30 protein-coding genes and 1 pseudogene are annotated in these 20529 nt (G+C 38.1%); 11 read left to right on the top strand and 20 right to left on the bottom strand.

Features of this window, described 5'->3' with window-relative positions:
- Nucleotides 1-25: 25 nt before the first annotated feature.
- The 14 genes from AC52J8_RS03660 to AC52J8_RS03595 all read right to left on the bottom strand — a co-directional run bounded on the left by AC52J8_RS03660 (nucleotide 26) and on the right by AC52J8_RS03595 (nucleotide 5348).
- The gene (locus AC52J8_RS03660; RefSeq protein ID WP_000862382.1) at nucleotides 26-220 is read right to left on the bottom strand and encodes a hypothetical protein; all 195 of its coding nucleotides are present in this window, start codon (nucleotides 218-220) and stop codon (nucleotides 26-28) included.
- A gap of 39 nt (nucleotides 221-259) precedes the next feature.
- Nucleotides 260-541 (bottom strand): DUF968 domain-containing protein, encoded by a 282-nt coding sequence (locus AC52J8_RS03655; RefSeq protein ID WP_140966970.1) that lies wholly within the window; start codon nucleotides 539-541, stop codon nucleotides 260-262.
- Entirely contained in the window at nucleotides 492-695 is a 204-nt protein-coding gene (locus tag AC52J8_RS03650; RefSeq protein ID WP_079452707.1) for a hypothetical protein, read from the bottom strand. Before AC52J8_RS03650 ends, AC52J8_RS03655 begins: the two co-directional genes overlap by 50 nt.
- A 5-nt stretch (nucleotides 696-700) precedes the next feature.
- Nucleotides 701-895 carry a crAss001_48 related protein gene (locus AC52J8_RS03645; RefSeq protein WP_496538867.1) on the bottom strand — a complete coding sequence of 65 codons (195 nt, stop codon included), beginning with the start codon at nucleotides 893-895 and terminating at the stop codon, nucleotides 701-703.
- Between the two features lie 193 nt (nucleotides 896-1088).
- Complete coding sequence (locus tag AC52J8_RS03640) at nucleotides 1089-1331, bottom strand: hypothetical protein (RefSeq protein ID WP_233749168.1); 243 nt, start codon at nucleotides 1329-1331, stop codon at nucleotides 1089-1091.
- Between the two features lie 108 nt (nucleotides 1332-1439).
- Nucleotides 1440-2231 carry a DUF723 domain-containing protein gene (locus AC52J8_RS03635; RefSeq protein ID WP_279747721.1) on the bottom strand — a complete coding sequence of 264 codons (792 nt, stop codon included), beginning with the start codon at nucleotides 2229-2231 and terminating at the stop codon, nucleotides 1440-1442.
- A 94-nt stretch (nucleotides 2232-2325) separates the two neighbouring features.
- Complete coding sequence (locus AC52J8_RS03630) at nucleotides 2326-2763, bottom strand: hypothetical protein (RefSeq protein WP_496538866.1); 438 nt, start codon at nucleotides 2761-2763, stop codon at nucleotides 2326-2328.
- Nucleotides 2764-2773: 10 nt separating this feature from the next.
- Nucleotides 2774-3448 carry a metallophosphoesterase gene (locus tag AC52J8_RS03625; protein ID WP_496538865.1) on the bottom strand — a complete coding sequence of 225 codons (675 nt, stop codon included), beginning with the start codon at nucleotides 3446-3448 and terminating at the stop codon, nucleotides 2774-2776.
- 9 nt (nucleotides 3449-3457) lie between these two features.
- The gene (locus AC52J8_RS03620; protein WP_000206511.1) at nucleotides 3458-3883 is read right to left on the bottom strand and encodes a VRR-NUC domain-containing protein; all 426 of its coding nucleotides are present in this window, start codon (nucleotides 3881-3883) and stop codon (nucleotides 3458-3460) included.
- Nucleotides 3880-4086 (bottom strand): hypothetical protein, encoded by a 207-nt coding sequence (locus AC52J8_RS03615; protein WP_130136022.1) that lies wholly within the window; start codon nucleotides 4084-4086, stop codon nucleotides 3880-3882. The genes AC52J8_RS03620 and AC52J8_RS03615 overlap by 4 nt, the downstream gene beginning before the upstream one ends.
- A 94-nt stretch (nucleotides 4087-4180) precedes the next feature.
- The gene (locus tag AC52J8_RS03610) at nucleotides 4181-4636 is read right to left on the bottom strand and encodes a hypothetical protein (protein ID WP_284109227.1); all 456 of its coding nucleotides are present in this window, start codon (nucleotides 4634-4636) and stop codon (nucleotides 4181-4183) included.
- 2 nt (nucleotides 4637-4638) lie between these two features.
- Nucleotides 4639-4860 (bottom strand): hypothetical protein, encoded by a 222-nt coding sequence (locus AC52J8_RS03605; protein WP_496538864.1) that lies wholly within the window; start codon nucleotides 4858-4860, stop codon nucleotides 4639-4641.
- On the bottom strand, nucleotides 4853-5077 hold the full coding sequence (locus AC52J8_RS03600) for a hypothetical protein (RefSeq protein WP_496538863.1): 225 nt from the start codon (nucleotides 5075-5077) through the stop codon (nucleotides 4853-4855). Before AC52J8_RS03600 ends, AC52J8_RS03605 begins: the two co-directional genes overlap by 8 nt.
- Nucleotides 5070-5348, bottom strand: coding sequence for a hypothetical protein (locus tag AC52J8_RS03595; RefSeq protein WP_496538862.1), 279 nt, complete (start codon nucleotides 5346-5348; stop codon nucleotides 5070-5072). The genes AC52J8_RS03600 and AC52J8_RS03595 overlap by 8 nt, the downstream gene beginning before the upstream one ends.
- A gap of 32 nt (nucleotides 5349-5380) precedes the next feature.
- Between AC52J8_RS03595 and AC52J8_RS03590 the strand changes: the two are divergent.
- The 5 genes and pseudogenes from AC52J8_RS03590 to AC52J8_RS03570 all read left to right on the top strand — a co-directional run.
- A pseudogene (locus AC52J8_RS03590) lies at nucleotides 5381-5602 on the top strand (hypothetical protein); the annotation flags it as partial.
- Complete coding sequence (locus tag AC52J8_RS03585) at nucleotides 5599-5871, top strand: hypothetical protein (RefSeq protein WP_496538861.1); 273 nt, start codon at nucleotides 5599-5601, stop codon at nucleotides 5869-5871. The pseudogene AC52J8_RS03590 and the gene AC52J8_RS03585, both read left to right, overlap by 4 nt.
- Nucleotides 5871-6251, top strand: coding sequence for a hypothetical protein (locus tag AC52J8_RS03580; protein WP_496538860.1), 381 nt, complete (start codon nucleotides 5871-5873; stop codon nucleotides 6249-6251). Before AC52J8_RS03585 ends, AC52J8_RS03580 begins: the two co-directional genes overlap by 1 nt.
- Complete coding sequence (locus tag AC52J8_RS03575) at nucleotides 6248-6730, top strand: TRM11 family methyltransferase (RefSeq protein ID WP_031959484.1); 483 nt, start codon at nucleotides 6248-6250, stop codon at nucleotides 6728-6730. The genes AC52J8_RS03580 and AC52J8_RS03575 overlap by 4 nt, the downstream gene beginning before the upstream one ends.
- Complete coding sequence (locus AC52J8_RS03570; protein WP_001291525.1) at nucleotides 6731-6931, top strand: helix-turn-helix transcriptional regulator; 201 nt, start codon at nucleotides 6731-6733, stop codon at nucleotides 6929-6931. It abuts the gene before it with no gap.
- A 141-nt stretch (nucleotides 6932-7072) separates the two neighbouring features.
- Here the strand turns inward: AC52J8_RS03570 and hchA are convergent, their stop codons facing one another.
- From hchA to AC52J8_RS03550, 4 genes are all read right to left on the bottom strand, one after another.
- Nucleotides 7073-7948: a glyoxalase III HchA gene (hchA, locus tag AC52J8_RS03565; protein WP_086399678.1), complete on the bottom strand. Its 876-nt coding sequence runs from the start codon at nucleotides 7946-7948 to the stop codon at nucleotides 7073-7075.
- Nucleotides 7949-8156: 208 nt separating this feature from the next.
- Complete coding sequence (locus AC52J8_RS03560) at nucleotides 8157-9167, bottom strand: NAD(P)H-quinone oxidoreductase (RefSeq protein ID WP_086399677.1); 1011 nt, start codon at nucleotides 9165-9167, stop codon at nucleotides 8157-8159.
- A gap of 33 nt (nucleotides 9168-9200) precedes the next feature.
- A complete protein-coding gene (locus tag AC52J8_RS03555; RefSeq protein ID WP_086399676.1) occupies nucleotides 9201-10097 on the bottom strand; it encodes an AraC family transcriptional regulator in 897 nt (298 codons plus the stop codon).
- A 158-nt stretch (nucleotides 10098-10255) separates the two neighbouring features.
- Nucleotides 10256-11074, bottom strand: a complete 819-nt coding sequence (locus AC52J8_RS03550; RefSeq protein WP_002116515.1) for an undecaprenyl-diphosphate phosphatase — start codon at nucleotides 11072-11074, stop codon at nucleotides 10256-10258.
- Between the two features lie 352 nt (nucleotides 11075-11426).
- Between AC52J8_RS03550 and AC52J8_RS03545 the strand changes: the two genes are divergently transcribed.
- Together AC52J8_RS03545 and AC52J8_RS03540 are read left to right on the top strand one after the other, a co-directional pair.
- On the top strand, nucleotides 11427-12227 hold the full coding sequence (locus AC52J8_RS03545) for a PaaX family transcriptional regulator C-terminal domain-containing protein (RefSeq protein ID WP_086399675.1): 801 nt from the start codon (nucleotides 11427-11429) through the stop codon (nucleotides 12225-12227).
- Between the two features lie 105 nt (nucleotides 12228-12332).
- Nucleotides 12333-13325 (top strand): fatty acid desaturase family protein, encoded by a 993-nt coding sequence (locus AC52J8_RS03540; protein WP_086399674.1) that lies wholly within the window; start codon nucleotides 12333-12335, stop codon nucleotides 13323-13325.
- Nucleotides 13326-13367: 42 nt separating this feature from the next.
- On the opposite strand, the gene AC52J8_RS03535 is transcribed toward AC52J8_RS03540, so the two are convergent.
- Nucleotides 13368-14393: an AraC family transcriptional regulator gene (locus tag AC52J8_RS03535; protein WP_086399673.1), complete on the bottom strand. Its 1026-nt coding sequence runs from the start codon at nucleotides 14391-14393 to the stop codon at nucleotides 13368-13370.
- 156 nt (nucleotides 14394-14549) lie between these two features.
- Here AC52J8_RS03535 and AC52J8_RS03530 point away from each other — a divergent pair, with 156 nt between their 5' ends.
- Complete coding sequence (locus AC52J8_RS03530; protein ID WP_086399672.1) at nucleotides 14550-15248, top strand: NAD(P)H-dependent oxidoreductase; 699 nt, start codon at nucleotides 14550-14552, stop codon at nucleotides 15246-15248.
- Nucleotides 15249-15847: 599 nt separating this feature from the next.
- Nucleotides 15848-17359, top strand: coding sequence for an OmpP1/FadL family transporter (locus AC52J8_RS03525; RefSeq protein ID WP_002116318.1), 1512 nt, complete (start codon nucleotides 15848-15850; stop codon nucleotides 17357-17359).
- 59 nt (nucleotides 17360-17418) lie between these two features.
- Here the strand turns inward: AC52J8_RS03525 and thrH are convergent, their stop codons facing one another.
- Entirely contained in the window at nucleotides 17419-18036 is a 618-nt protein-coding gene (gene thrH / locus AC52J8_RS03520; protein WP_002116438.1) for a bifunctional phosphoserine phosphatase/homoserine phosphotransferase ThrH, read from the bottom strand.
- 184 nt (nucleotides 18037-18220) lie between these two features.
- On the opposite strand from thrH, the gene AC52J8_RS03515 reads away from it, so the two are divergent.
- Both AC52J8_RS03515 and AC52J8_RS03510 read left to right on the top strand, forming a co-directional pair.
- A complete protein-coding gene (locus AC52J8_RS03515) occupies nucleotides 18221-18955 on the top strand; it encodes a phosphoadenylyl-sulfate reductase (protein ID WP_005064416.1) in 735 nt (244 codons plus the stop codon).
- 171 nt (nucleotides 18956-19126) lie between these two features.
- The gene (locus tag AC52J8_RS03510) at nucleotides 19127-20512 is read left to right on the top strand and encodes a WS/DGAT/MGAT family O-acyltransferase (protein ID WP_086399671.1); all 1386 of its coding nucleotides are present in this window, start codon (nucleotides 19127-19129) and stop codon (nucleotides 20510-20512) included.
- The last annotated feature ends 17 nt before the right edge of the window (nucleotides 20513-20529 follow it).

Raw genomic sequence — 20529 nt, 5'->3', positions numbered from 1 at the left:
AAAACCACCCGAGGGTGGCTTTATTCTATTTTTCATCAAAGAACTGTCTTTTCAATTCATCTAACTCATTAAATGAAAGATTATGCCTATGAAAAATATATATTTGATTAACTGGATCAAAACATTTTTTTGAATAATCCCATTGAATATCACTTGGAATAGAATCCAGTTCTTGGAACTTAAAGCGACCACCTTCTAAATCAGCTTTGAATACTTTCATCGATTAACTACCTGTATTGCTTGATAAGTATTCACTATATCAAAATAAATCTTGTGATTTTTCATCAATATTCAACATCCGCTCAGTTTTTTCCAACCACCGCTCAAACATGGCTTCTGATTCTTGTCTTGTGCCTAAGTTAAATTGATCGAATAAACCATGGCAAATCGCACACAAGGGTACTGTAAACTCATCACTGGCTTTGATTCCTCTACCCTTACCATGCTTCGAGCTATTTGAATGAGCGGCTTGACTAGGACTCTGACCACATCTAACGCATGGTAGTGCTCTTATTTCGCTTAGCCTCTTTTTCGAACGCATTTTCTAGGTTCTCTATTCTGGTTCTGAGAGTATTTACTTCACGCTGACATTCAGTCTTAAACGTATGGCTACTGAATAAGTGGTTATAGTTTTCTAACCGGCTAAGATTACGTTTATAGATTTCTAAATTCTTCTTCGCTTCGATTGTGTCCATACACTTTACTCAAACAATTCAATCCGACTATCAAGAATTGTGTAATACCAATTCATTGCATCAGCTTGTTCATTTAGCAATTGCCAATTCTTATCATCAATAAAACTTGGCTGTCCTTTCTGCAAGAATTCAATCAACTTATCTAAACGTTCTTTGAGTTGATTTTTCTCTTCTACTACACGCTGTTCATGAGGTTGCATTTTTATTCTCCAAAAAAGAAAACCCCGTCAAACGACAGGGCTACAAACACTTAATCTTTCCACACTTTCTGCATTCTTTGATTAGGTCGTCGTTATAATCCAACTCATGTTCCCAAACATGAAAACAGAATACTTGCCTGATGATTCGGAGCATGTGAACCTCCAAAAAGCAAAGGAAACGTAGCGAAAGCTTTTAGAAATGCTTTTTATCTTCAACAGTTAGAGGATGAAAAATCATATAAGCTTCAACTTGTTCTAATTTGACAATATCGCCAAGATCAGGACGATCTACTGTAAGAGTGAAATGCTTATCTTCACTGTCACACATGTCCCATACTGCTGGCAGGTAATCAATAGACTCACTGTCAACTTTAATTGCTAATACACATAATTGATTTGATTTAGTTGGTGCATGTCGGTTTGATAGCCACGCCATTGTTCTTCTCACTTTTCGATAGGCAATAAAAAAGCCCACTGTTAAGTGAGCTTTTAAATGACAAGTGACATATGCTTATAACTCTGCCACTCTATCACATAATTTACCCTACGCGTTTAAACGAGTCAACACTTCTTCAAACTTTTCATGAACTAAATCATCATCTCTATAGCATTCACCCATTCCAGCAAAGCCAATTTTTGGAGAATACTTAAATTTTGATAAGAACTTGTGAATCTTCTTTTCCATATCCCAGATTCCGGAAGCCCTTCCTTCAATCTGCTTTATGAGCTCATATTTGTATGGCATCTTGGAAATAGTTGAGAATCGTTGTTCTACAGTCGTTGCACATATACCAATTTTTAAAAAAGACTCTTTTTCTCTATAGCAACGAACTAAATAGATGCTCGATTTCCCATTGTATTTTTCGCTACAAAGCTTTTGATACTGGGTTTTGCTAAGTGAGCTTAAAAAACAATTTGGGCAACCTTGCCCTAGTAAGTGTGCACTTGCCCTTTGTTCAAAGAACCCATGTTTATAGCACTTAATTTTTACTTTTAATGTAGACTTGATATATACAGTTTCAGTGTAATCATATCTATCACCATGCTTTTCTTTACTTTTTCTCACAAAGTCTTCTTTCGTTAGCTTTGCTTTAGTAGAGCATTTAGGGCAGACCATACCTCTCAAATGCACTTCTGGTCTCTGTTCAAATACTCCATGCACTGGGCAGATAATTGATACTTTTTCTTTTTTATTTACATATTTTACTAAAGAATAGTCATACTTATCCTTGTGGATTTCTATACACTTTTGTATGAAACTATCTTGAGTAAGATACACTCTTGCTTTTTTTGTTTGCATAGCTTCCGCTATGACAATAGAATTGCTTCCAGTCATTTTGTTGCCCTTTTAACGAATTGATTAGAGCCATATAGGTGTTGGTAGCACCTGTATGGCTTGCTTAAATATTATACCATAAATATAAATAAACTCATGATATCCTTAATCTTTTATCATGTGCATGAAGAAAGAATCTTGCACACCCAACCATGATATTTACTTGTGCCTTAGATTGATTTGTGATGGTACCCACAGCACTTAATGATCTGTTTTCTACCTTATGTCGAACCAAGCACATCACTGCAAATTTAGCTTGATAATCCACTGACTCTGATTTAAAGATGCTGCGCAACAATGCCTGCACTTGATCAGCTTCAAAATCATTAATCTCACAACGGATGTAAGCCTTACCCTTTGGCACTTCTTTTCCAGCCTCACGCATCAACCAATAGATCTGATTGATATGCAATCCGTCTGGCAAATCCCCTCCTTTCATGCGCACAGTTTCACACCAAGCGCCGAACTGCTCTAGCCATCCATCAATTGTGTATTTATTCCAATCCATTACTGGTGTTACTACTGCATTCATACCGTCACCCTCAAATAGTTTCTAAATCTAAGATTGTTATAGTTCCCCAATGAACTGCACCGGTATCAATCCAATAGCAGTTGTCACGCTTACATGGTTTTTGAGTTACTGTATGCCCCATAATCACTGCATCTACACCATTTACATGCGTGTATTGATGATTATCAGTATCAAGGCGTTCTCGGCCCCACATAGCTAGATCGGATGGAGCGCGGTTTTTAGATGGCTGACCAAACGAGTCCTTAAACTCATTCCAATCATTCTGTTCGATATGCCCATGCACAATTCCGAACTTCTTGCCGTTGTGGTTTATCTCCAAAACAACGGGTAGTTCAGAGAATACTTTTGCAATGTTGTACATAGCTTGCCCATCAAGCATGTAGAACCACTCACCACCATTGTCTATATGGCAACGCTTGTATGACTGGTCATGCAGACCACCAATGCAGAGGTCCTCGTGATTACCACGAACCGACGTGAACCATGGCTTAGAAAGCAACTCGATACATTCAAGATTCTGTGCACCGCGATCAACAAGATCACCAACAGCAACAAGAAGATCATTATCAAAGTCAAAGCCAATTTCCTTGAGGCGATTCATCAACAAGTTGTAGCAGCCGTGAATATCTCCAACTGCATACAGCTTGCCTTTAATTTCTTTATCCCAAACCTTCACCAATCCCATCACGCCACCTCAAATCATCAAATACTTTTTAATTTCATCTATGGCTTCATCTGCACCGAAGCAGACTTTGCACATGTAACCTTGTTCTTCTAAGCGTTGAATCATGAGCCTTTGACTTGGTTGTAACTTCCCTTTCTTTGACTTCAATTCAATCCAAAGCCCGTGTATCTCACCATTTGGAACAATTAGCTGAAGGTCTGGAACACCAGCCTTCACGCCCAACTTCTTAAACTTTGCAGCTTCAAGGATGTTTCTTGAGCCACCATTAGGAATATGAAACAGGTAATCACTCAAACGACCTGACCCATACTTCACACGATGCGCCCAACTCATGAGCGTCATCTGTTCTTGATCTTCTGTAGGCACTCGATTAAATCGCTTTGAACGAGCTGCCTTTTGTGACTGGACCCTTTGAGCCTCTTTGAATGTGGTCATTTCAGCTCCTTTTCCCAAGAAACATCATCCTCATGGACGAAATTAAAATCATCATCACTAAGGATTTTTCCGTGCCCTCTAGTGTTTTCAGATATTTCAGCAACTACAAAGCTGTCACCTATTTCGTATTTAGATTTTCGCCCACAAAATTGTCGTGTGTTTTCATATGAGATAACTTCAACAAATTGGCCTTTTTTAATCATCAGTAGGGCACTCCAAAGAAATGACCGTATAGCCCAAAAGAAAGAATCATCAACATAGCTACACACACCCAAAACAAGAAAAACTGTATAGGGTTCATCCTTCCCCCTTGAGCGCTTGCTCTCCCGTCACAATCGCTTTTAAAATTCTTTGATGCTCTAGCAATTCCTCATCTGAATATTCTCGAAGATCACCTGAGCCATATATAAATTCTCTGAGCCTAAATAGTGTGCTAGCTTGTTGATTGATAAGGTCTGTGTCTCTTATGTGCTTGGAACCCATTTCCAATGTGCAATCGCTTAGCATCTGATTTCTGCCTTCCAGCTCCTCCACTTTCGCTTGCTGTTCATCAATCTTTCTTTGTTGATGTTCTGCTGATGGAAGCCATATTTCAGTGAAAGAAAGCTCGCTATCTTCACGTACAAATCGACCATCCTTCATTTCAACTAGAGAATCGTCAGCACCTTGTTTTAAGTAATGCATAATGAATTTAAGGCGCTCGTTATCTACAAAGCTCATCTCACCATATGTATCAATAAACATAGTTGTCATTTTTATTCTCCAATTGTCTTACACAGCGGGCTGATGTGGTTTTCTATGGGGAAGTCGTCGCCGAGCGTTTCTGCCATTTTCATGTAGCGGTCTAGCTGACGATCACCAATTCTCTTTGCTTGCTCACTTGTATAGCTAAAGCGGCTTTTCGCAACACAATCCTTATTTCTGTACAAATCAATTCCGTTGGAACCTTCTATAACAGCGACTTTAAACTCACTCATGGCTGGCTCCTTTTGGTCGTTGCTCTAATGACTCCTTCCAGTCGCCTTTAAATGGATTGCCCTCTTTTGGGATCGACACAACAAACTCAACTGGACTCCAAAAGCCATAACTTTCACGAGGTTTTGGCTGACTAACAAAACCATAAGCCCAACCATCTTGATCTGTTGCCATCCAATTAACTTCGGCAGGTACATTTGACCAATCGTACTTATGCATTTTCACCGCCTCCGTATATTGATTCGTGGTCGCGGATGGCTTGAGCCAAGTCATTCCATGTATGTTTCTCACTCAAACAATAACCTTGTGTTAAATAATGCCGAGCTTGCTTCAAACCATTGTGAAAATTCACCAAATCCAAAGACTCCACCAGACGCTTGACCACTTCACGCTCAAATACACGATCGCCATGGTGAGGCTTGATTTCATCTGTAAAATCAATTTCACCTTCATGAACCACCAGATACTTAGCGTTGTTGACGAAAGACATTGATATCCTGAAAGTGTTTGTCCCGTACTCATTTCTGGCTGCTCCCTTGCCCTGTCGAGCTTACAAATGATTGGGATGACCGAGAGCAGCTAATTGATTTAGTCGAGCGTATTGATTTAAGAGAACGTTTAACAACTGTCACCTACAAACGTGACGAAGCAATGATCCAAAAGATCAAAGACAAAATTCCACATGCTCAAGAGTACTACGCAAAGTTATATCAAGAGCGCATTAAGGCTAAGGTGGCAGCATGACAGATTTGAATAACACAAAACTTTGGGCAGTGAATATTCCAGAAGAACCTGACTCAGAACTTCTCCACCCTGTTCCATCACAAAAAATTGGTAAGCAGCTTGTTTATCGTCTTAAGAAAGAAGCATTGCAAGCCTTCCCAACGGTTGGGCAATGCATTGCAGACTCAATCACTTTTGAAGAATGGCAAGGCAGCAACGAAGAGCATGAAAAATATCTTCAAGAAAACAAGAACTGGTGGTTAGAGACAACTTTTCTGGGAGAAGGCTAATGACAGATTTGAATAAGGAAAGAGAGGCTTTTGAAGAACTTCCACAGTTTAAGTATCAGCTTGAGGTGTGTGAATGGAATGAAGAGCAAGGACTTTATATTAATGAAAGTGGTGATCCTGACTTTGAATATTTTGCCGATGCTTGTAATGGTGGTTTAACAGCTTTTTTGACTCAACTTGAAGTGATAGCGCGCCTTAAAAAGGAGCTAGAAAAAGCCAAAGCTCAGGCGGTGCCAGAGGGTTATGTACTAATGCCAAAGGTGCCAACTGAGAAGATGTTCCAAGCATACGAACGATCTTCAGTCGCACCAATGTCAACACTTAGCAAGACTGGATATAAGGCAATGGTTGAAGCAAGCGAATCGGGAGCTGAGGGATGAATGCACAAATTTTAGATCCATGTTGCGGCTCTCGTATGATGTGGTTTGACCGGAACAATCCAAATGTAGTTTATGGGGATATCAGAAAAGAGGAACATACATTGTGTGATGGTCGTTCCTTAGTGATTGAACCAGATGTGATGATGGACTTTCGCGACATGCCTTTTAAGGATGGACAATTCACTCTAGTTGTGTTTGACCCTCCCCACCTAGTTAAAGCTGGAAAACAAAGTTGGTTAGCTGCCAAGTATGGAAAGTTGTCAGAAGATTGGCGTGAAGATATTCGCAAAGGTTTTGCAGAGTGCTTTCGAGTATTGGCCAATGGTGGTGTTTTAATTTTCAAATGGAATGAAACACAGATCAAAGTAAGTGAACTTTTAGAACTGACTGACCAAAAACCATTGTTTGGCCACATTAGCGGGAAACGCAGCAATACACATTGGATTACTTTTATGAAAGCGGAAAGTAAGGAGGGGTGAATGTCAGAAAAGCAAAGTCGTTTGCTTGACTTGAAGGCGGTTGAGTTAAAAACCAGCCTTCCAAAGTCAACTATTTATGACTGGATGAAAACAGGCTATTTCCCTCCTTCAATGCTATTTGGGGAGGGCAAAAGAAAAATTGCGAGATGGCTTGAATCTGATATAGACTGTTGGATAGAAAAGCACAGAATGGCATCCTAAAAAGGATGCCTTATTTGTTTGAGGGTTTTACTTTTTACGGTACAAGTTACGGTATCAAAAATAATTAAAAATAAAATAATTATACAAATCAATATTTTAATCATTAAATTCGAGTCCCGCAGGGCGTACATATTTCATCACTTAATCCTTCACTTCAGCCAACAACGTTTCAGCTGCAAGTTTGCCTAAATTATTAGAAGCAAGCGGACTATCACCTGTTAACAATTTACGGTCCCTATGACATTGTCCGGTAATACCCTTATTTAAAATTTCCACACCGAGTTTTTCAAGGTTTTCACCAACTAACCAAGGTAACGCACCCGGCATATAGCCAATATCGATATTCGCCCCTGCATCTAAAGCATCAGGGAATACACAAATTTGATAACCTTTAAAAATATAGTTTTCAGGCGCTTCGTCTACAGCCGCAGCCAATAATGCAGCAGGCCCATGACATAAAGTAATAATAAATTTATCTTGTTCAACTGCCCATTTAAGGACTTTTTTTACTTCAAGGCTATGTGGAATCTTAGCTAATGCACCATGCCCACCCGGAATAAAGACAGCCGCATAAGGTGAATTTTCCCCTACTACATTTTCTAAAATATCTGAGAGTTTCAGAGGATTTTTTAAATTGTCTGCATATTTTTGAAAAGTGTCTAATACAACCTGTTCTTGCTTTGGCATCGCCCACATTTCAAGCTTAGCTGGATTACCTGAAAGTGTCGCAACATCAATTTCAAAGCCAGCATTATCTAAATGAAACATCGGTAAAAGCATTTCTACAGGATGGTTACCTGTTGAAAAGAACTTACCGTTTTGCATCTGAATATAACGCTCATCAGTTGCAATCATTAAAACTTTTTTATTGCCCGCATAAGGCGTTGAATAAGTCGTGCCATCGTAATCGGTTTTAGGAGCAGTATATTGACTTAGTGAATAAGGTGATGGGAAAAAGGCATTATCTTCAGCCAAATCTGGAGTAGGATTTTTATCATCAATATTTGCGGTATTCATTGTTACTATCCTTTTTCATCAGTATGGAAAGAAATAATAAGGTAAGAACCAATTTTTATTTCTTACTTAATTTATAGGTGAAGTTATGGAACTGGTGCAATCTGCCAATAGAATTTGGCAATTTTTATAGAGAAATAGGCAGAATCTAGAATTATAAAATTCAGTTTAGGCGAACCTGTCGTTCGCCCAAACTTCAATGATTATAGCGTTACGCATTCATTTCTAAAACGATCTTTCCAATATGATCACCTTGTTCCATACATGCATGAGCACTTTGTACATCTGAAAAAGCATACGTTTTATAGATTTGCGGTAAACATTTACCTTGAGCCAATAATGGCCATACATGCTCATGCAAAGATTGGGCAATCTGGGCTTTTTCTTGGCTATTACGTGCTCGCATCGTTGAGCCCGTAATTGTGGCACGCTTTAAAATCAGTTTTTGTAAATCAAATTCTTTTGCGATTCGACCACCCATAAAACCAATAATGACCAGTCGGCCATCACGTTTTAATAGATTTAAATTTTTCGTGAAATAAGAGCCGCCCACAATGTCCAAAATGACATCAACCCCTTGGTCTTGAGTATGTTTCAAAACTTCTTGCTCAAAATCTTGGGTTTTATAGTTAATTGCTGTCGTTAAACTTGAGAGTGCTTCAACTTTATCTTCACTACCAACCGTAGCAAAAGTTTTAATCCCCAAAGCGTGGCAAATGGCTAAAGCTGTGGTTCCAATACCACTTGCCCCACCATGAATCAGTGCGGTTTCATCTTTCTTTAAACGGCCAATATCAAATAGATTTGCCCAAACTGTAAAAAATGTTTCTGGAATCGCAGCAGCTTGAGTAAATGATAAATTTTCAGGTATTGGTAATACTTGAGTTGCAGTTACCGCACAATATTCTGCATAACCGCCGCCATTTGTTAGGGCGCAAACTTTATCGCCAACCTTGAATTGATCTACTTGGTCACCTACAGCGACCACAACACCAGCGACTTCAAGTCCGGGTATTTGAGTAACACCTTTAGGCATAGGATATAAACCCATACGCTGCAATACATCAGGGCGGTTGATTCCTGCAGCCTTTACCTCTATTAAGACTTCATCTGCTTGAGGTTCTGGAATATTAGCATCTTGAACTTTTAGAACTTCAGGTCCACCCGGAGCCGTAATTTCAATAATTTTCATGGTTGTTGGAAGGGTCATAAAATGCTCCATGTTTGATTTATATTTCAAAATTACTAATCTACGTTAAATAATTGAGGACTTGGGTGGAATGCCAAACAGTCGTTTAAATTCTCGGCTAAATTGTGAAGCACTGACATAACCCACTTCATAGGCGGCTTCTGCGATTCCCATTTTATTGTTCATGATCAACTCACGTGCTTTATGTAACCGAGTAATTTTGATGTACTGTAAGGGAGAATAATTCGTCACCTTTTTAAAAGTCTGATGAAAAAGCGATATGCTCATGCCCGCTTGTTTCGCCAAATCTTGAACCGTTAAGTTATGATAATAATCACGCTGAATAATTTCACAAATGGTGTAAATCACACCATTGCGGCTTACCATAGCCGATAAACTCTCGACTAGATTGCCGCCTGAAGCCTGCACCACACGATAAACCAATTCTCTTTTAACTTGCTCACCCAATATAAAAGTATCTTGTTTAGAACGAAGTAAATTGAGTAATCGTAGAGCAACCTCCGAAATAGTCACATTCATGTCAATCACTCTAAGCCCACAGCTTAATTTTAAATCTTCTGAATGAGCATCTTCAGTCACCACTTGTTGTTGTTTATCCATTTTAGTAATGAGATCAGCCATCATTTGTGGTTCAAATTTTATTGCGATTGCCAACATGGGTTCATTATTTTCAACAACAGTATCGCAATCAAACGGTATTGCAATTGAGATAAATAAACACTGTCCTTGTTGAAACTGAAAGATTTCTTTACCAATATACCCTCGCTTTAATCCCTGTATCACTAAAACAATTGAAGGTTCTTGCAGCACGGCAATAGGTGGTGTGGAATGATCTACCCGCATTAAGGTGATGTTAGAGATAAAAGTAGGATAGAGACCTTCTGCTGGAGCCAAGTGCAAAAATGCATCGACCAAATGTTCTGTAAGATGATTTTGCGACATAGTTTTATTGTGAGAGGTAATCTAATAACCAATATAACAATGAACCTAAAATGAAAACATCTGTCTTACGTTTACTTTGTATAAATAGGCAATTCAAATCAATTTTTAGGCATAAAAAAACCTAGAGCATTCTAGGTTTTTTCACTTTATTAGGCTATTTAAGCCGATAAATTAAAGAACATTGCTGCAATCAAAATAATTACACCAAGTACAATTCGGTACCAAGCAAATACACGTAACGTATGACGTTCTACAAACAGTACTAATGCTTTTACAACAAACAGCGCGGCAATAAAAGCAGCAACGAAACCAACTCCAATATTAACCATATTGTCTGAGGTAAGTACGTCAGCATTTTTAATCAAGTCAAAAGTCGCAGCGCCCAACATGGTCGGCATAGCAAGGAAGAAAGAGAATTCTGTAGCAGCTTTACGTGATAAACCTGCAAACATTCCGCCTACAATTGTTGCGCCTGAACGTGAAGTTCCTGGAATCATCGCCACACATTGAGCAAGACCTACTAAAAGCGCTTGTTTAAAAGTAATTTTAGTTGCATCGAGTGTCTTATGTTCAAATTGTCTAGATTCAACCCAGAAAATGATTAGGGCACCGACAATTAAGGCAATCGCAACCACAATTGGGCTAAATAGAACACTTTTAATAAAGTCGACAGCTAGAACACCAATAATGACTGCTGGAAAGAATGCAATAAGCACACTGATCGCAAAATGACGTGACTCCACATCACCACTAAAGAATCCCTTAATCAAGTTAATAATTTTTTGTCGGTATAACCAGCACACTGCCAAAATAGCACCTAACTGGATTACGACCTCAAATACACGACCGCCGTCTGAGTGGAAATCGATAATATGACCAAATAAAATTAAATGGCCTGTACTCGAGATAGGTAAAAATTCAGTTAAGCCTTCGACAAAGCCTAAAAACAGTGCTTTTATAACTTCAAAATTTTCCATAACTTGCTCAAAGAAAGTTAATCATTAGAACGACCTAAAATTTGTTTTATCGAAATTGGTAAGTCTCAAATTAGACTCAACACATGTTCAATATCAGATCATTTCTAACGTTTGTGGTTATTGCCCCTAGTTAAAGGCAGTTTATTTAAAGTGCGATAATGTATCACATCATGATGACAAACTTGGGTTAACTATCGTAAAAAGATAAAACTTGGTTAAGAACTGCCAAAGTTTTTCTTGTTATAGACAAAGCTTTTACCTTAACTTACTCTACAAAATGATCTTAATAAGTTCTTAAAAAAACATGATATTATTCTGATCAAATGCAACTCATATCAAAAATTCAATCTGAATGAAAAATACTAAGATTAATGCACGCCATCTCATTATCGATTTATTTCTTTCCTCGGCCTACCCTCAACTCACCATTAAACAAATATTGATTGCCGCTAAACTTTTTAATATGAGTGACAACGGTATTCGTGTGGCTACAACGCGGCTATTAAATGAAGGCATGATAGAAAGTGTCGAACGCGGTATTTATCAACTTTCGCCATCAACCAAAGAATGGGCAAAAGTCATTTTGAATCGTAAAAATGGCATTAAGCAGACCAAAGAATGGCAACAACACTATCTGGCAGTATTTACGGGGACATTAGGTCGTATTGATCGAACCGCTTTAAAAAAGAGAGAACACGCTTTACGTCAATTTGGTTTTAGAGAACTCGAAACAGGAATTTATATACGTCCAGATAATTTAGCGTATAGCTTTGAAAAAACATGTGAAGAGCTCATTTTAGCGGGTCTTGAAAATGAAGCTAAAATTTCTATTATTCAAAAATTTGACGCAAAAACAGTTTCGTTAATTCATTCTTTGTGGGATACCAAACAGCTTGAAAAGAACTATGAAATGTATAGTCAAGATATTCAAGAATGGCTTTTAAAATATAAAAATCTATCCTTAAATGAGGCTGCTACCCAAGCTTTGTTATTAGGACGTGAAACCATTACCTTACTCATGAATGATCCTCTACTGCCTTCTCCATTTGTTGATGAACATGCCCGCAATCAGTTTGCTCAAAATGTACAGCAACTCGATTCGATTGGACAAAAGCTATGGCAAAAACTTTATGAAAATGAATTAGCCCAATAATAGGCGATTTATTTTTTTACAAACAAATATTTCAATTTTTAAAATTTTATGATTATATTTGTAATATAAAATATGAATGCCAAAATCTGATTTGGGAGAATAAAAATGAATGCACAAGTGAGTGTGACCGATCTATTTAGCAGAGAAGAAATACAGGAGCTCACACAACCCTCAGATATATACGGTGCTTGGGCTGTTGCAAGTACATGGGCTGTTATTGGCGGAACATTTGCCAGTTTAATCATGATGTGGGATTACTTACCTAGCTGGGGCAAATTACTTGCTTGTATGCTAGCTTTAGCTATATTGGCAGGTCGCCAGTTATGCCTAGCAATTTTGATGCATGATGCATCTCATAAAAGCTTATTCAAAAATAAAAAAATAAATGACTTTGTAGGCGAATGGCTATGCGCCCGTCCAATCTGGAATGATCTACAAAAATATCGCGTACATCATGTTCGTCATCATGCAAAAACATCTACTCCAGATGACCCCGATCTTTCTTTAGTTTCCGGTTTTCCTGTAAGCAAAAAATCTCTTACTCGTAAATTTTTACGCGACTTAACAGGTATGACAGGATTAAAGTTTAGCTTTGGCCGAGTATTAATGGACCTAGATCTAATGAAATGGACCGTTGCAAATGATCAAGTCTGGTTAGATCGAAGCAATAAAGATTTCGTTGATTATGCAAAAAGTCTTATAAAAAACAGTAGTGGTGCCATTGCTACCAATGTTGCTCTTTATGGTGTTTTAAAAGCTTTTGGTCAGCAACGGTTTTATTGGTTATGGCCCCTAGCTTATTTAACACCGTTTCCATTATTTTTAAGAATTCGCTCAATGGCCGAACATGCAGGTATGCAAACGAGTAATACTGCTTTAACCAATACACGAACAACACGTGCAGGTTGGATTGCTAGAAGTTTTGTAGCGCCTATTCATGTCAATTACCATATGGAACACCATTTAATGGCTTCGGTGCCCTACTTCAAACTGCCGCGCATGCATCGTCTATTGAGAGACCGCGGACATGTTCCTGCACCGCCTAGCTATTTTGAAGTGATTGAATCACTCTCATCTAAGCCAGAATCATCTACTTAATTGACTCAAATGATAAATCAAAGGCCATAAATTTATGGCCTTTTAACTTAAATCATCCATCTTCTGTTGTGTTTGGAAATATTTAGGCGTGACACCCATCCAGCGCTTAAATGCACGGGTAAAGTGAGAAGTCTCGGCATAACCCAGCATTAAAGCGACTTTTTCAATCGACATGTTATTTTGAGCTAAAAGTTTCTGGGCCTGCTCTTTTTTCAGTGAGTCTACTAAAAAGGTAAAACTAGTGTGATCAAGAGCTAAATAGCGTTGCAGGGTTCGCCCTGACATATTCATGGTTTGAGCCACTTGCCCAACTTTTAATGCGTCAATATTCCCATTTAAAAGCAATTTTTCGGCAACTTGTTTGACTTGGCCTTTCCAACCACTTTTTAAGTTTAATTTCTCTATATCCCGCTTACATTGTGCATTTAACAACGGCGCTAGCATTGGGTCTGCCGTTAATACAGGTTGTGCTAAATACTCTTTTGGAAATATCCAACGATTACGCTTTTGGTTAAATAAACAAGTTACAGCCAGTTGATGACTGATTTGGCCAAAACCTATCGGCTCTGGCATTGGTAATTCAACTTTTCCCAAATGAGAAAGCCCTGTTAATTTTTTGGCAATTTGAACAAAACCGACTAACAAAAAAATGTTGGCATTTGGGCTCAGCTGAAATGCATTGACAGGCTGATGAATTGACCAATATGCATCATTATTTTCTTGTTTTAATTCCGGTTTAAAAACCTTACAACGTGAACCAATGAATTGTTCAAGTATTTTCAGTGCTTCTCCTAAATTTGGAGAAACTATGGCAGCCATTCCGACTGAACCATAACATGAAGCCGTCATGCTTAAAGCTAAATACCCTGCTAGTGCTGGCTCTTTGCATAACTCGATCGCCCGTTCAATAAGCTGATTTAAGATGTTGAATTCAACATACCAGTAAGGCTTTTCTAATTGGTCTAAAGTTATTCCGCTTCCATTTAAAAGCTGCTCACCAGAGACACCCCACTGCTTAATAGTCTCGACGATTAAATTAATATAAGTTCCGGGTAATTCTGGATTCATAAACAACCCAATGAGCAAAATAAAATGGCGCGAAATGGTAAAAACTGTCAGTTCATGAACTATGCCATGCTTTTAAATTGATGCATAGTTATTCAAAACAAAATCCGCTGAATTGCAAGACAGCACAATTTCTGAAAAGAATACAGGTCCTACCTTATGAACATTCTTATTGTCCATGCTCATCCAGAACCACAGTCTTTCACCACTGCTCTAAAAAATACAGCTAAGCAAACCTTAGAAAAATTGGGGCACAGTGTAGAAATTTCAGATTTATATGCGATGCAATTTAACCCTATTGCATCTAAAGAGGATTTCTTAGAGCTTAATCAGCCTGACTATTTTAACTATGCACTAGAACAAAGAAATGCCAGCAAAAATCAACTTCTAGCTCCAGATATTCAAGCAGAAATTGAAAAGGTAAAAAAAGCAGATCTAGTCATTTTAAATTTCCCACTTTATTGGACATCTGTGCCAGCAATTTTAAAAGGTTGGATTGATCGCGTATTTGTCTCAGGGCTTTTTTATGGAGGCAAACGGTTTTACAACCACGGTGGCATGGTAGGTAAAAAAGCGATGTTGTGTTTAACACTCGGTGGTAGAACACACATGTTTGGAGAAAACTCTATTCATGGTCCAATTGAAAATTATTTATCCCCGATTCAACGTGGTACTTTGGCATATGCTGGTTTTGAAGTTCTGCCTCCATTCATTGCTTACCATGTACCTTATATTAGCCAAGAAGCACGAGAAACCCTTCTTGAAGACTATGTAATCTACCTTACTCATCTGGACCAGCTTGAGTCATTAACATTTCCGAAGCTTGAGCAATTTGATGGAAAACTATATCCACTCTAATGCTATGTTTTAGCTATAAAAGTTAAATAACCGAATCTAGATTGTTATTTTCGGTTTTTTTATCGCATATAACTTTCAAATATAGAATCCAAATTCGCTCAAAAAATAGATCAAATGGTAAAAAAATTAAGGTGATTTTTTTTATAAGGCTAAGAATATAAAACTGAATCAATAATATACAGATGTAGAGAAACTGGACTTATCAACTAAAAATGACAACCAATACTCATTTCATAATCACTTAATTCATATTTTTACAAAAAAATCTTTGACCATTTTTCTTGGATTTGTGACAAAAATGTCATAAAAATAAAGACCATTACTGATATATAAAAAATATAAATATCAATTAATTAAATTAATTAAACAATAGAAATATTCCTTCATTTTTCATTCATTATTGACAGATTTTGTATAAAAAGTGAGTACTCTTCAGTTCATACAATAGATTTACTCTTATTTTAATTATGCTATTTTTGTTACATGGAGTTATCAAAGCTTCTATTACTTGTAATTAGGAGCTTTGAAGGCAACACAGTTTAAACGGTTTAACTCTGTTACTTTTAAAAAAATGTCTTGAAGTTCAAGGAAAGATTAAAATGAAATTAAAACATCTGAGCACTGCAATGATTTTAGCAACGCTGCCTGCGACTGGGGTTTTTGCAGCAGCATTGGATCGCTCTGGACAATCAATGTCTGCATTCTTCCAACCGGGTAATTATTTTGAAGCAGGTATTTCTGTTTTAGACCCAGATGTAGCGGGTAAAGAAGCAGGATCAAGCGCAACACGCCGCGATATTGGCGATATGGCTAATGATTATTACTTTCCAAGTGCGGCATTAAAATTACAACTCAACGATAAATTCTCTTTCGGCCTACTCTATGATCAACCATTTGGAGCAGATGCAGAATATTCAGGTAATAATGTATTCGTTTCAAATCCAGGCACTGATACTATTTTAAGTCAAAAGGCATTAACTGACTTAGCAACCAGCTCAATTAACAAGTTAGTTCAAGCATCTGGATCAGCATTTACACCAGCTCTTATAGCTGTGACGAATGCTACTGGCGGTGATCCTACAAAACCGACTCAAACAGAGATCTTAGGCGCGTTACAACAAGTTGCTAAAGGTGGAAATACAACTGTAGGTGCAGGACTGACAGCATTACAAAACACCCAAGCTGCTATTAATGCTGCAAATAATTATTTAGGTACAGGTGGAACTAAAGTTAAAGTTGATACACAAAATTTATCTTTTGTTCTTGGTTTCCAACCAACTCAAAACTTTAACTTCTATGCGGGTCCTGTATTACAAACAGTTAAAGGTAATGTAAGTTTACGAGGTCAAGCTTATAGCCTTTATAATGGTTATGACGCAAATATTAAAGAAACTACTGGTGTAGGTTGGTTAGCAGGTGCAGCTTATCAAATTCCTGAAATTGCACTCAGAGCATCTTTAACCTATCGATCTGAAATTGATCATAAAGTGAATATTAATGAAGACTTATCTATATTAAATTTCCCTGGTCTTACTTCAGTACTTGCGGGCTTAGATGTTCCTGCGTCTAAACTTCAAGCTATTAATACAGAAGGCAAAACTACAATTACTACACCACAGTCTGTAAACCTTGATTTCCAAACAGGAATCATGGCTGATACTGTTGCGTTTGCGAATGTACGTTGGGTGAACTGGAAAGATTTCTCAATTCAACCATATAAATTCGGCAAAGTATCGGAAGCTGTAGGTGGTCTTGTTGGACGTCCAAATGGCTTTAACCTAGTTGAATACTCTGATGACCAATGGTCTGTGAACGCTGGTGTAGGTCGTAAACTGAACGATAAATGGGCTGGTAATATGTCTGTAGGCTGGGACTCTGGTGCAGGTAACCCTGTAACAACACTAGGACCAACAGAAGGTTACTGGAACGTAGGTTTAGGTCTTCAATATAGCCCTACTCCACAAACGTTTATTGCTGGCGGTGTAAAATATTTCTGGTTGGGTGATGCTAAAGCTCAAACAGGTGCACAAGCTGGTAGTGATGAATATGTTGCAGACTTCTCTGACAACAATGCCATCGCTTATGGTTTAAAACTTGGTTATAAATTCTAAGTTTAAAAAATTATGCATATAAAAAAAGGCGCTTTAAGCGCCTTTTTTATTCTTTATTCTTAAGCTGGGATTGTACGCTGTGAAACAGAACGGATTGCTTCTTTTAATGCATCGTAACCGTGAATAGCTGGAAATTGTGGAAACTCAGCAATCACATTTGCAGGCGCATCAAATAAGAAACCATGGTCCGCTTCACCAAGCATGGTTGTATCGTTATAAGAATCACCTGCAGCGATTACACGGAAATTCAAGCCATGCAGTGCTTTAACAGACTCACGTTTTTGATCGGGTTGACGTAGTTTATAAGCGGTAATCATACCTTCTTCATCTGTCTCTAACTTATGACAGAAAATTGTTGGCCATCCTAATTGCTTCATTAAAGGATGTGCAAATTCATAGAAGGTATCTGACAAGATCACGAGTTGGAAATGCGTACTCACCCATTCAACAAACTCTTTTGCACCCGGTAATGGCCCCATCTCAGCAATGACTTCTTGAATGTCATTTAAGCCTAAACCGTGTTGTTTTAAGATATTAAGGCGCTGAGTCATTAAAACATCATAATCCGGAATATCACGAGTTGTTGCTTCGAGTTCTTTAATCCCTGTTTTTTTAGCGAAATTGATCCAGATTTCAGGAACTAAAACTCCTTCAAGATCTAGGCATACGATTTCCATGAATGCTTCCAACGTTGGTTAAAAATTGCTGTATCATACCATTAAGATTTTCAGTTTTGCGTTGTTATTGATCAAATCAATTTTATTCATAAGGATCGAAATTAAAGTGCTAAGCACTTTATCAACTATCCTTTAGAATATTTTTCATAACTCAATGCGCCCAAGCCTTTTGCCAGGAACACACATGACCGTTATTCCGACTATTGATATCGTAGATGCTCTTGCTGCTGAATATGCAACCAAAAGCCCTCGAGAAATTTTAGAACTTGCCTTAAGCCAACAAGGTGAAATTGCAATTTCGTTTTCGGGAGCAGAAGATGTTGTTTTAATTGATATTGCTTCACGCTTAGGCAAACCATTCCGTGTATTTAGTCTCGACACAGGCCGCCTGCATGCCGAAACTTATCAATTTATTGAAACTGTCCGTAAACACTACAATATCAATATCGAAATTTGTTTCCCTGAATCTGAAGCTGTTCAAAACATGGTAAACGAAAAAGGTTTATTCAGCTTTTTTACAGATGGGCATCAAGAATGTTGCGGTATTCGAAAAGTTCAGCCTTTGCGTAAAAAACTTGCGACTTTAGATGGCTGGATTACGGGTCAACGTAAAGATCAAAGTCCTGGTACGCGTACAGAGATTCCTGTAGTACAAGCTGATGCAGGTTTCTCTGGCCCAGGTAAGCAACTCATTAAATATAATCCTCTAGCGAACTGGACAAGTGCTGAGGTATGGAGCTACATCCGTATGATGGAAATTCCATATAATCCTCTTCATGAGCGCGGTTTTGTTTCTATTGGCTGTGAACCATGTACGCGACCTGTATTACCTAATCAACATGAGCGTGAAGGACGCTGGTGGTGGGAAGAAGCCACTCAAAAAGAGTGTGGCTTACACGCAGGTAATATGAAAAAGTAACTGGATATCAAAAAACCACTGGTAAATCAGTGGTTTTTTTTATGTCATGTTCCGTACACAAAGTCATATTTTCTCTACTCTAAACGCTATATACTTAATTTTACGGTTCTATAATTCTAATAAGAGCTCATATAAGGGCTTCTTAGAAAAATGCATGAGGCACAATGATTTATGCGTCCATTACACCCAATTGATTTCATTTTTCTGTCACTTGAAAAAAGACAGCAACCCATGCATGTCGGTGGATTATTTTTATTTGAAATTCCTGAAAATGCACCAGATACCTTTGTACATGATTTAGTAGAAGATATTAAACGCTCAAAAAGCATTCCTATTCCGCCCTTCAATAACCGCTTAAGTGGTCTATTTTGGGATGAAGATGAAGAGTTCGATATCGATCATCATTTTCGCCACATTGCTTTACCTCATCCTGGCCGTATTCGTGAACTATTGGTGTATATTTCACAGCAGCATAGCTCACTAATTGATCGTGCAAAGCCACTTTGGACTTGTGACATTATTGAAGGAATCGAAGGCAATCGTTTTGCCATGTATTTTAAAATCCATCATGCAATGGTAGATGGTGTTGCGGGTATGCGTTTGATCGAGAAATCTCTATCAAAAACACCAGAAGAGAAACATGTTGTCCCTTTATGGTGTGTTGAGAGCAAAAGAGCTAAGCGTCTAAAAGTACCAACTCCAAGTACTAGTAAAATTAAAAGTATTTTAGGCGGTATTAAGTCTCAACTCGACATAGCTCCAAAAGTTATGCACGAGCTATCTCAAACAATATTCAAGGAAATGGGCAAAAATCCTGATTATGTTTCTACTTTTCAGGCACCAGTTTCTATTTTGAACCAAAGAGTCAGTGCTTCACGTCGTTTTGCGGCCCAATCATTTGAATTAAGCCGCCTTAGAAAAATTTCAAAAGCATTAGGCGTGACGATTAATGATGTTGTCCTAGCTGTATGTTCAGGCGCTTTACGTGAATATTTGATTAGCCAAAACAGCTTACCTAAAAAGCCACTTATTGCCATGGTTCCAGCTTCATTACGTACAGATGATTCTGACATGAGTAACCGGATTACTATGATTTTGGCAAATTTAGGGACGCATAAAGATCAACCGTTAGAACGCCTAGAAATCATTCGTCGCAGCATGCAGAATTCAAAGCAACGCTTTAGCCGTATGACTGCGAATGAAATTTTAAACTATAGTGCGGTTGTTTATGGTCCGGCAGGATTAAACATCATGTCAGGAATGCTTCCTAAGCGTCAGGCGTTCAATTTAGTGATTTCCAATGTACCAGGACCACGTGAGCCGCTTTATTGGAATGGCGCGAAATTAGATGCCCTCTACCCTGCTTCGATTGTTATGGATGGACAAGCTCTAAACATTACCATGACCAGTTATTTAGATAAGCTTGAAGTTGGATTAACCGCTTGTCGAAATGCTTTGCCGAAAATGCAAAACCTTTTGACTCATTTAGAAGATGAGATACAACGTTTTGAAGAAATTATTGCAGAGAAACAGCTGAAACATCATTCAGCAAGTTAGAAAATTAAGGGGCTTTG

The sequence above is a fragment of the Acinetobacter sp. S-1 genome (assembly GCF_059579785.1).
Note: the sequence above shows the minus strand (reverse complement) of the source record. Positions and strands in the feature narration are given on the sequence as shown.

Coding starts and splice junctions, on each gene's coding strand:
- AC52J8_RS03510 (WP_086399671.1), top strand. CDS start 19,127: ATGCGTCCATTACACCCAATTGATTTCATTTTTCTGTCACTTGAAAAA.
- AC52J8_RS03640 (WP_233749168.1), bottom strand. CDS start 1,331: ATGGCGTGGCTATCAAACCGACATGCACCAACTAAATCAAATCAATTA.
- AC52J8_RS03620 (WP_000206511.1), bottom strand. CDS start 3,883: ATGACCACATTCAAAGAGGCTCAAAGGGTCCAGTCACAAAAGGCAGCT.
- AC52J8_RS03580 (WP_496538860.1), top strand. CDS start 5,871: ATGACAGATTTGAATAAGGAAAGAGAGGCTTTTGAAGAACTTCCACAG.
- AC52J8_RS03585 (WP_496538861.1), top strand. CDS start 5,599: ATGACAGATTTGAATAACACAAAACTTTGGGCAGTGAATATTCCAGAA.
- AC52J8_RS03650 (WP_079452707.1), bottom strand. CDS start 695: ATGGACACAATCGAAGCGAAGAAGAATTTAGAAATCTATAAACGTAAT.
- AC52J8_RS03635 (WP_279747721.1), bottom strand. CDS start 2,231: ATGACTGGAAGCAATTCTATTGTCATAGCGGAAGCTATGCAAACAAAA.
- AC52J8_RS03595 (WP_496538862.1), bottom strand. CDS start 5,348: ATGTCTTTCGTCAACAACGCTAAGTATCTGGTGGTTCATGAAGGTGAA.
- AC52J8_RS03575 (WP_031959484.1), top strand. CDS start 6,248: ATGAATGCACAAATTTTAGATCCATGTTGCGGCTCTCGTATGATGTGG.
- AC52J8_RS03535 (WP_086399673.1), bottom strand. CDS start 14,393: ATGAATCCAGAATTACCCGGAACTTATATTAATTTAATCGTCGAGACT.
- AC52J8_RS03530 (WP_086399672.1), top strand. CDS start 14,550: ATGAACATTCTTATTGTCCATGCTCATCCAGAACCACAGTCTTTCACC.
- AC52J8_RS03560 (WP_086399677.1), bottom strand. CDS start 9,167: ATGGAGCATTTTATGACCCTTCCAACAACCATGAAAATTATTGAAATT.
- AC52J8_RS03570 (WP_001291525.1), top strand. CDS start 6,731: ATGTCAGAAAAGCAAAGTCGTTTGCTTGACTTGAAGGCGGTTGAGTTA.
- AC52J8_RS03645 (WP_496538867.1), bottom strand. CDS start 895: ATGCAACCTCATGAACAGCGTGTAGTAGAAGAGAAAAATCAACTCAAA.
- AC52J8_RS03555 (WP_086399676.1), bottom strand. CDS start 10,097: ATGTCGCAAAATCATCTTACAGAACATTTGGTCGATGCATTTTTGCAC.
- thrH (WP_002116438.1), bottom strand. CDS start 18,036: ATGGAAATCGTATGCCTAGATCTTGAAGGAGTTTTAGTTCCTGAAATC.
- AC52J8_RS03545 (WP_086399675.1), top strand. CDS start 11,427: ATGAAAAATACTAAGATTAATGCACGCCATCTCATTATCGATTTATTT.
- AC52J8_RS03630 (WP_496538866.1), bottom strand. CDS start 2,763: ATGAATGCAGTAGTAACACCAGTAATGGATTGGAATAAATACACAATT.
- AC52J8_RS03525 (WP_002116318.1), top strand. CDS start 15,848: ATGAAATTAAAACATCTGAGCACTGCAATGATTTTAGCAACGCTGCCT.
- AC52J8_RS03610 (WP_284109227.1), bottom strand. CDS start 4,636: ATGACAACTATGTTTATTGATACATATGGTGAGATGAGCTTTGTAGAT.
- AC52J8_RS03550 (WP_002116515.1), bottom strand. CDS start 11,074: ATGGAAAATTTTGAAGTTATAAAAGCACTGTTTTTAGGCTTTGTCGAA.
- AC52J8_RS03655 (WP_140966970.1), bottom strand. CDS start 541: ATGCGTTCGAAAAAGAGGCTAAGCGAAATAAGAGCACTACCATGCGTT.
- AC52J8_RS03615 (WP_130136022.1), bottom strand. CDS start 4,086: ATGATTAAAAAAGGCCAATTTGTTGAAGTTATCTCATATGAAAACACA.
- AC52J8_RS03660 (WP_000862382.1), bottom strand. CDS start 220: ATGAAAGTATTCAAAGCTGATTTAGAAGGTGGTCGCTTTAAGTTCCAA.
- AC52J8_RS03605 (WP_496538864.1), bottom strand. CDS start 4,860: ATGAGTGAGTTTAAAGTCGCTGTTATAGAAGGTTCCAACGGAATTGAT.
- AC52J8_RS03515 (WP_005064416.1), top strand. CDS start 18,221: ATGACCGTTATTCCGACTATTGATATCGTAGATGCTCTTGCTGCTGAA.
- AC52J8_RS03625 (WP_496538865.1), bottom strand. CDS start 3,448: ATGGGATTGGTGAAGGTTTGGGATAAAGAAATTAAAGGCAAGCTGTAT.
- AC52J8_RS03600 (WP_496538863.1), bottom strand. CDS start 5,077: ATGCATAAGTACGATTGGTCAAATGTACCTGCCGAAGTTAATTGGATG.
- AC52J8_RS03540 (WP_086399674.1), top strand. CDS start 12,333: ATGAATGCACAAGTGAGTGTGACCGATCTATTTAGCAGAGAAGAAATA.
- hchA (WP_086399678.1), bottom strand. CDS start 7,948: ATGAATACCGCAAATATTGATGATAAAAATCCTACTCCAGATTTGGCT.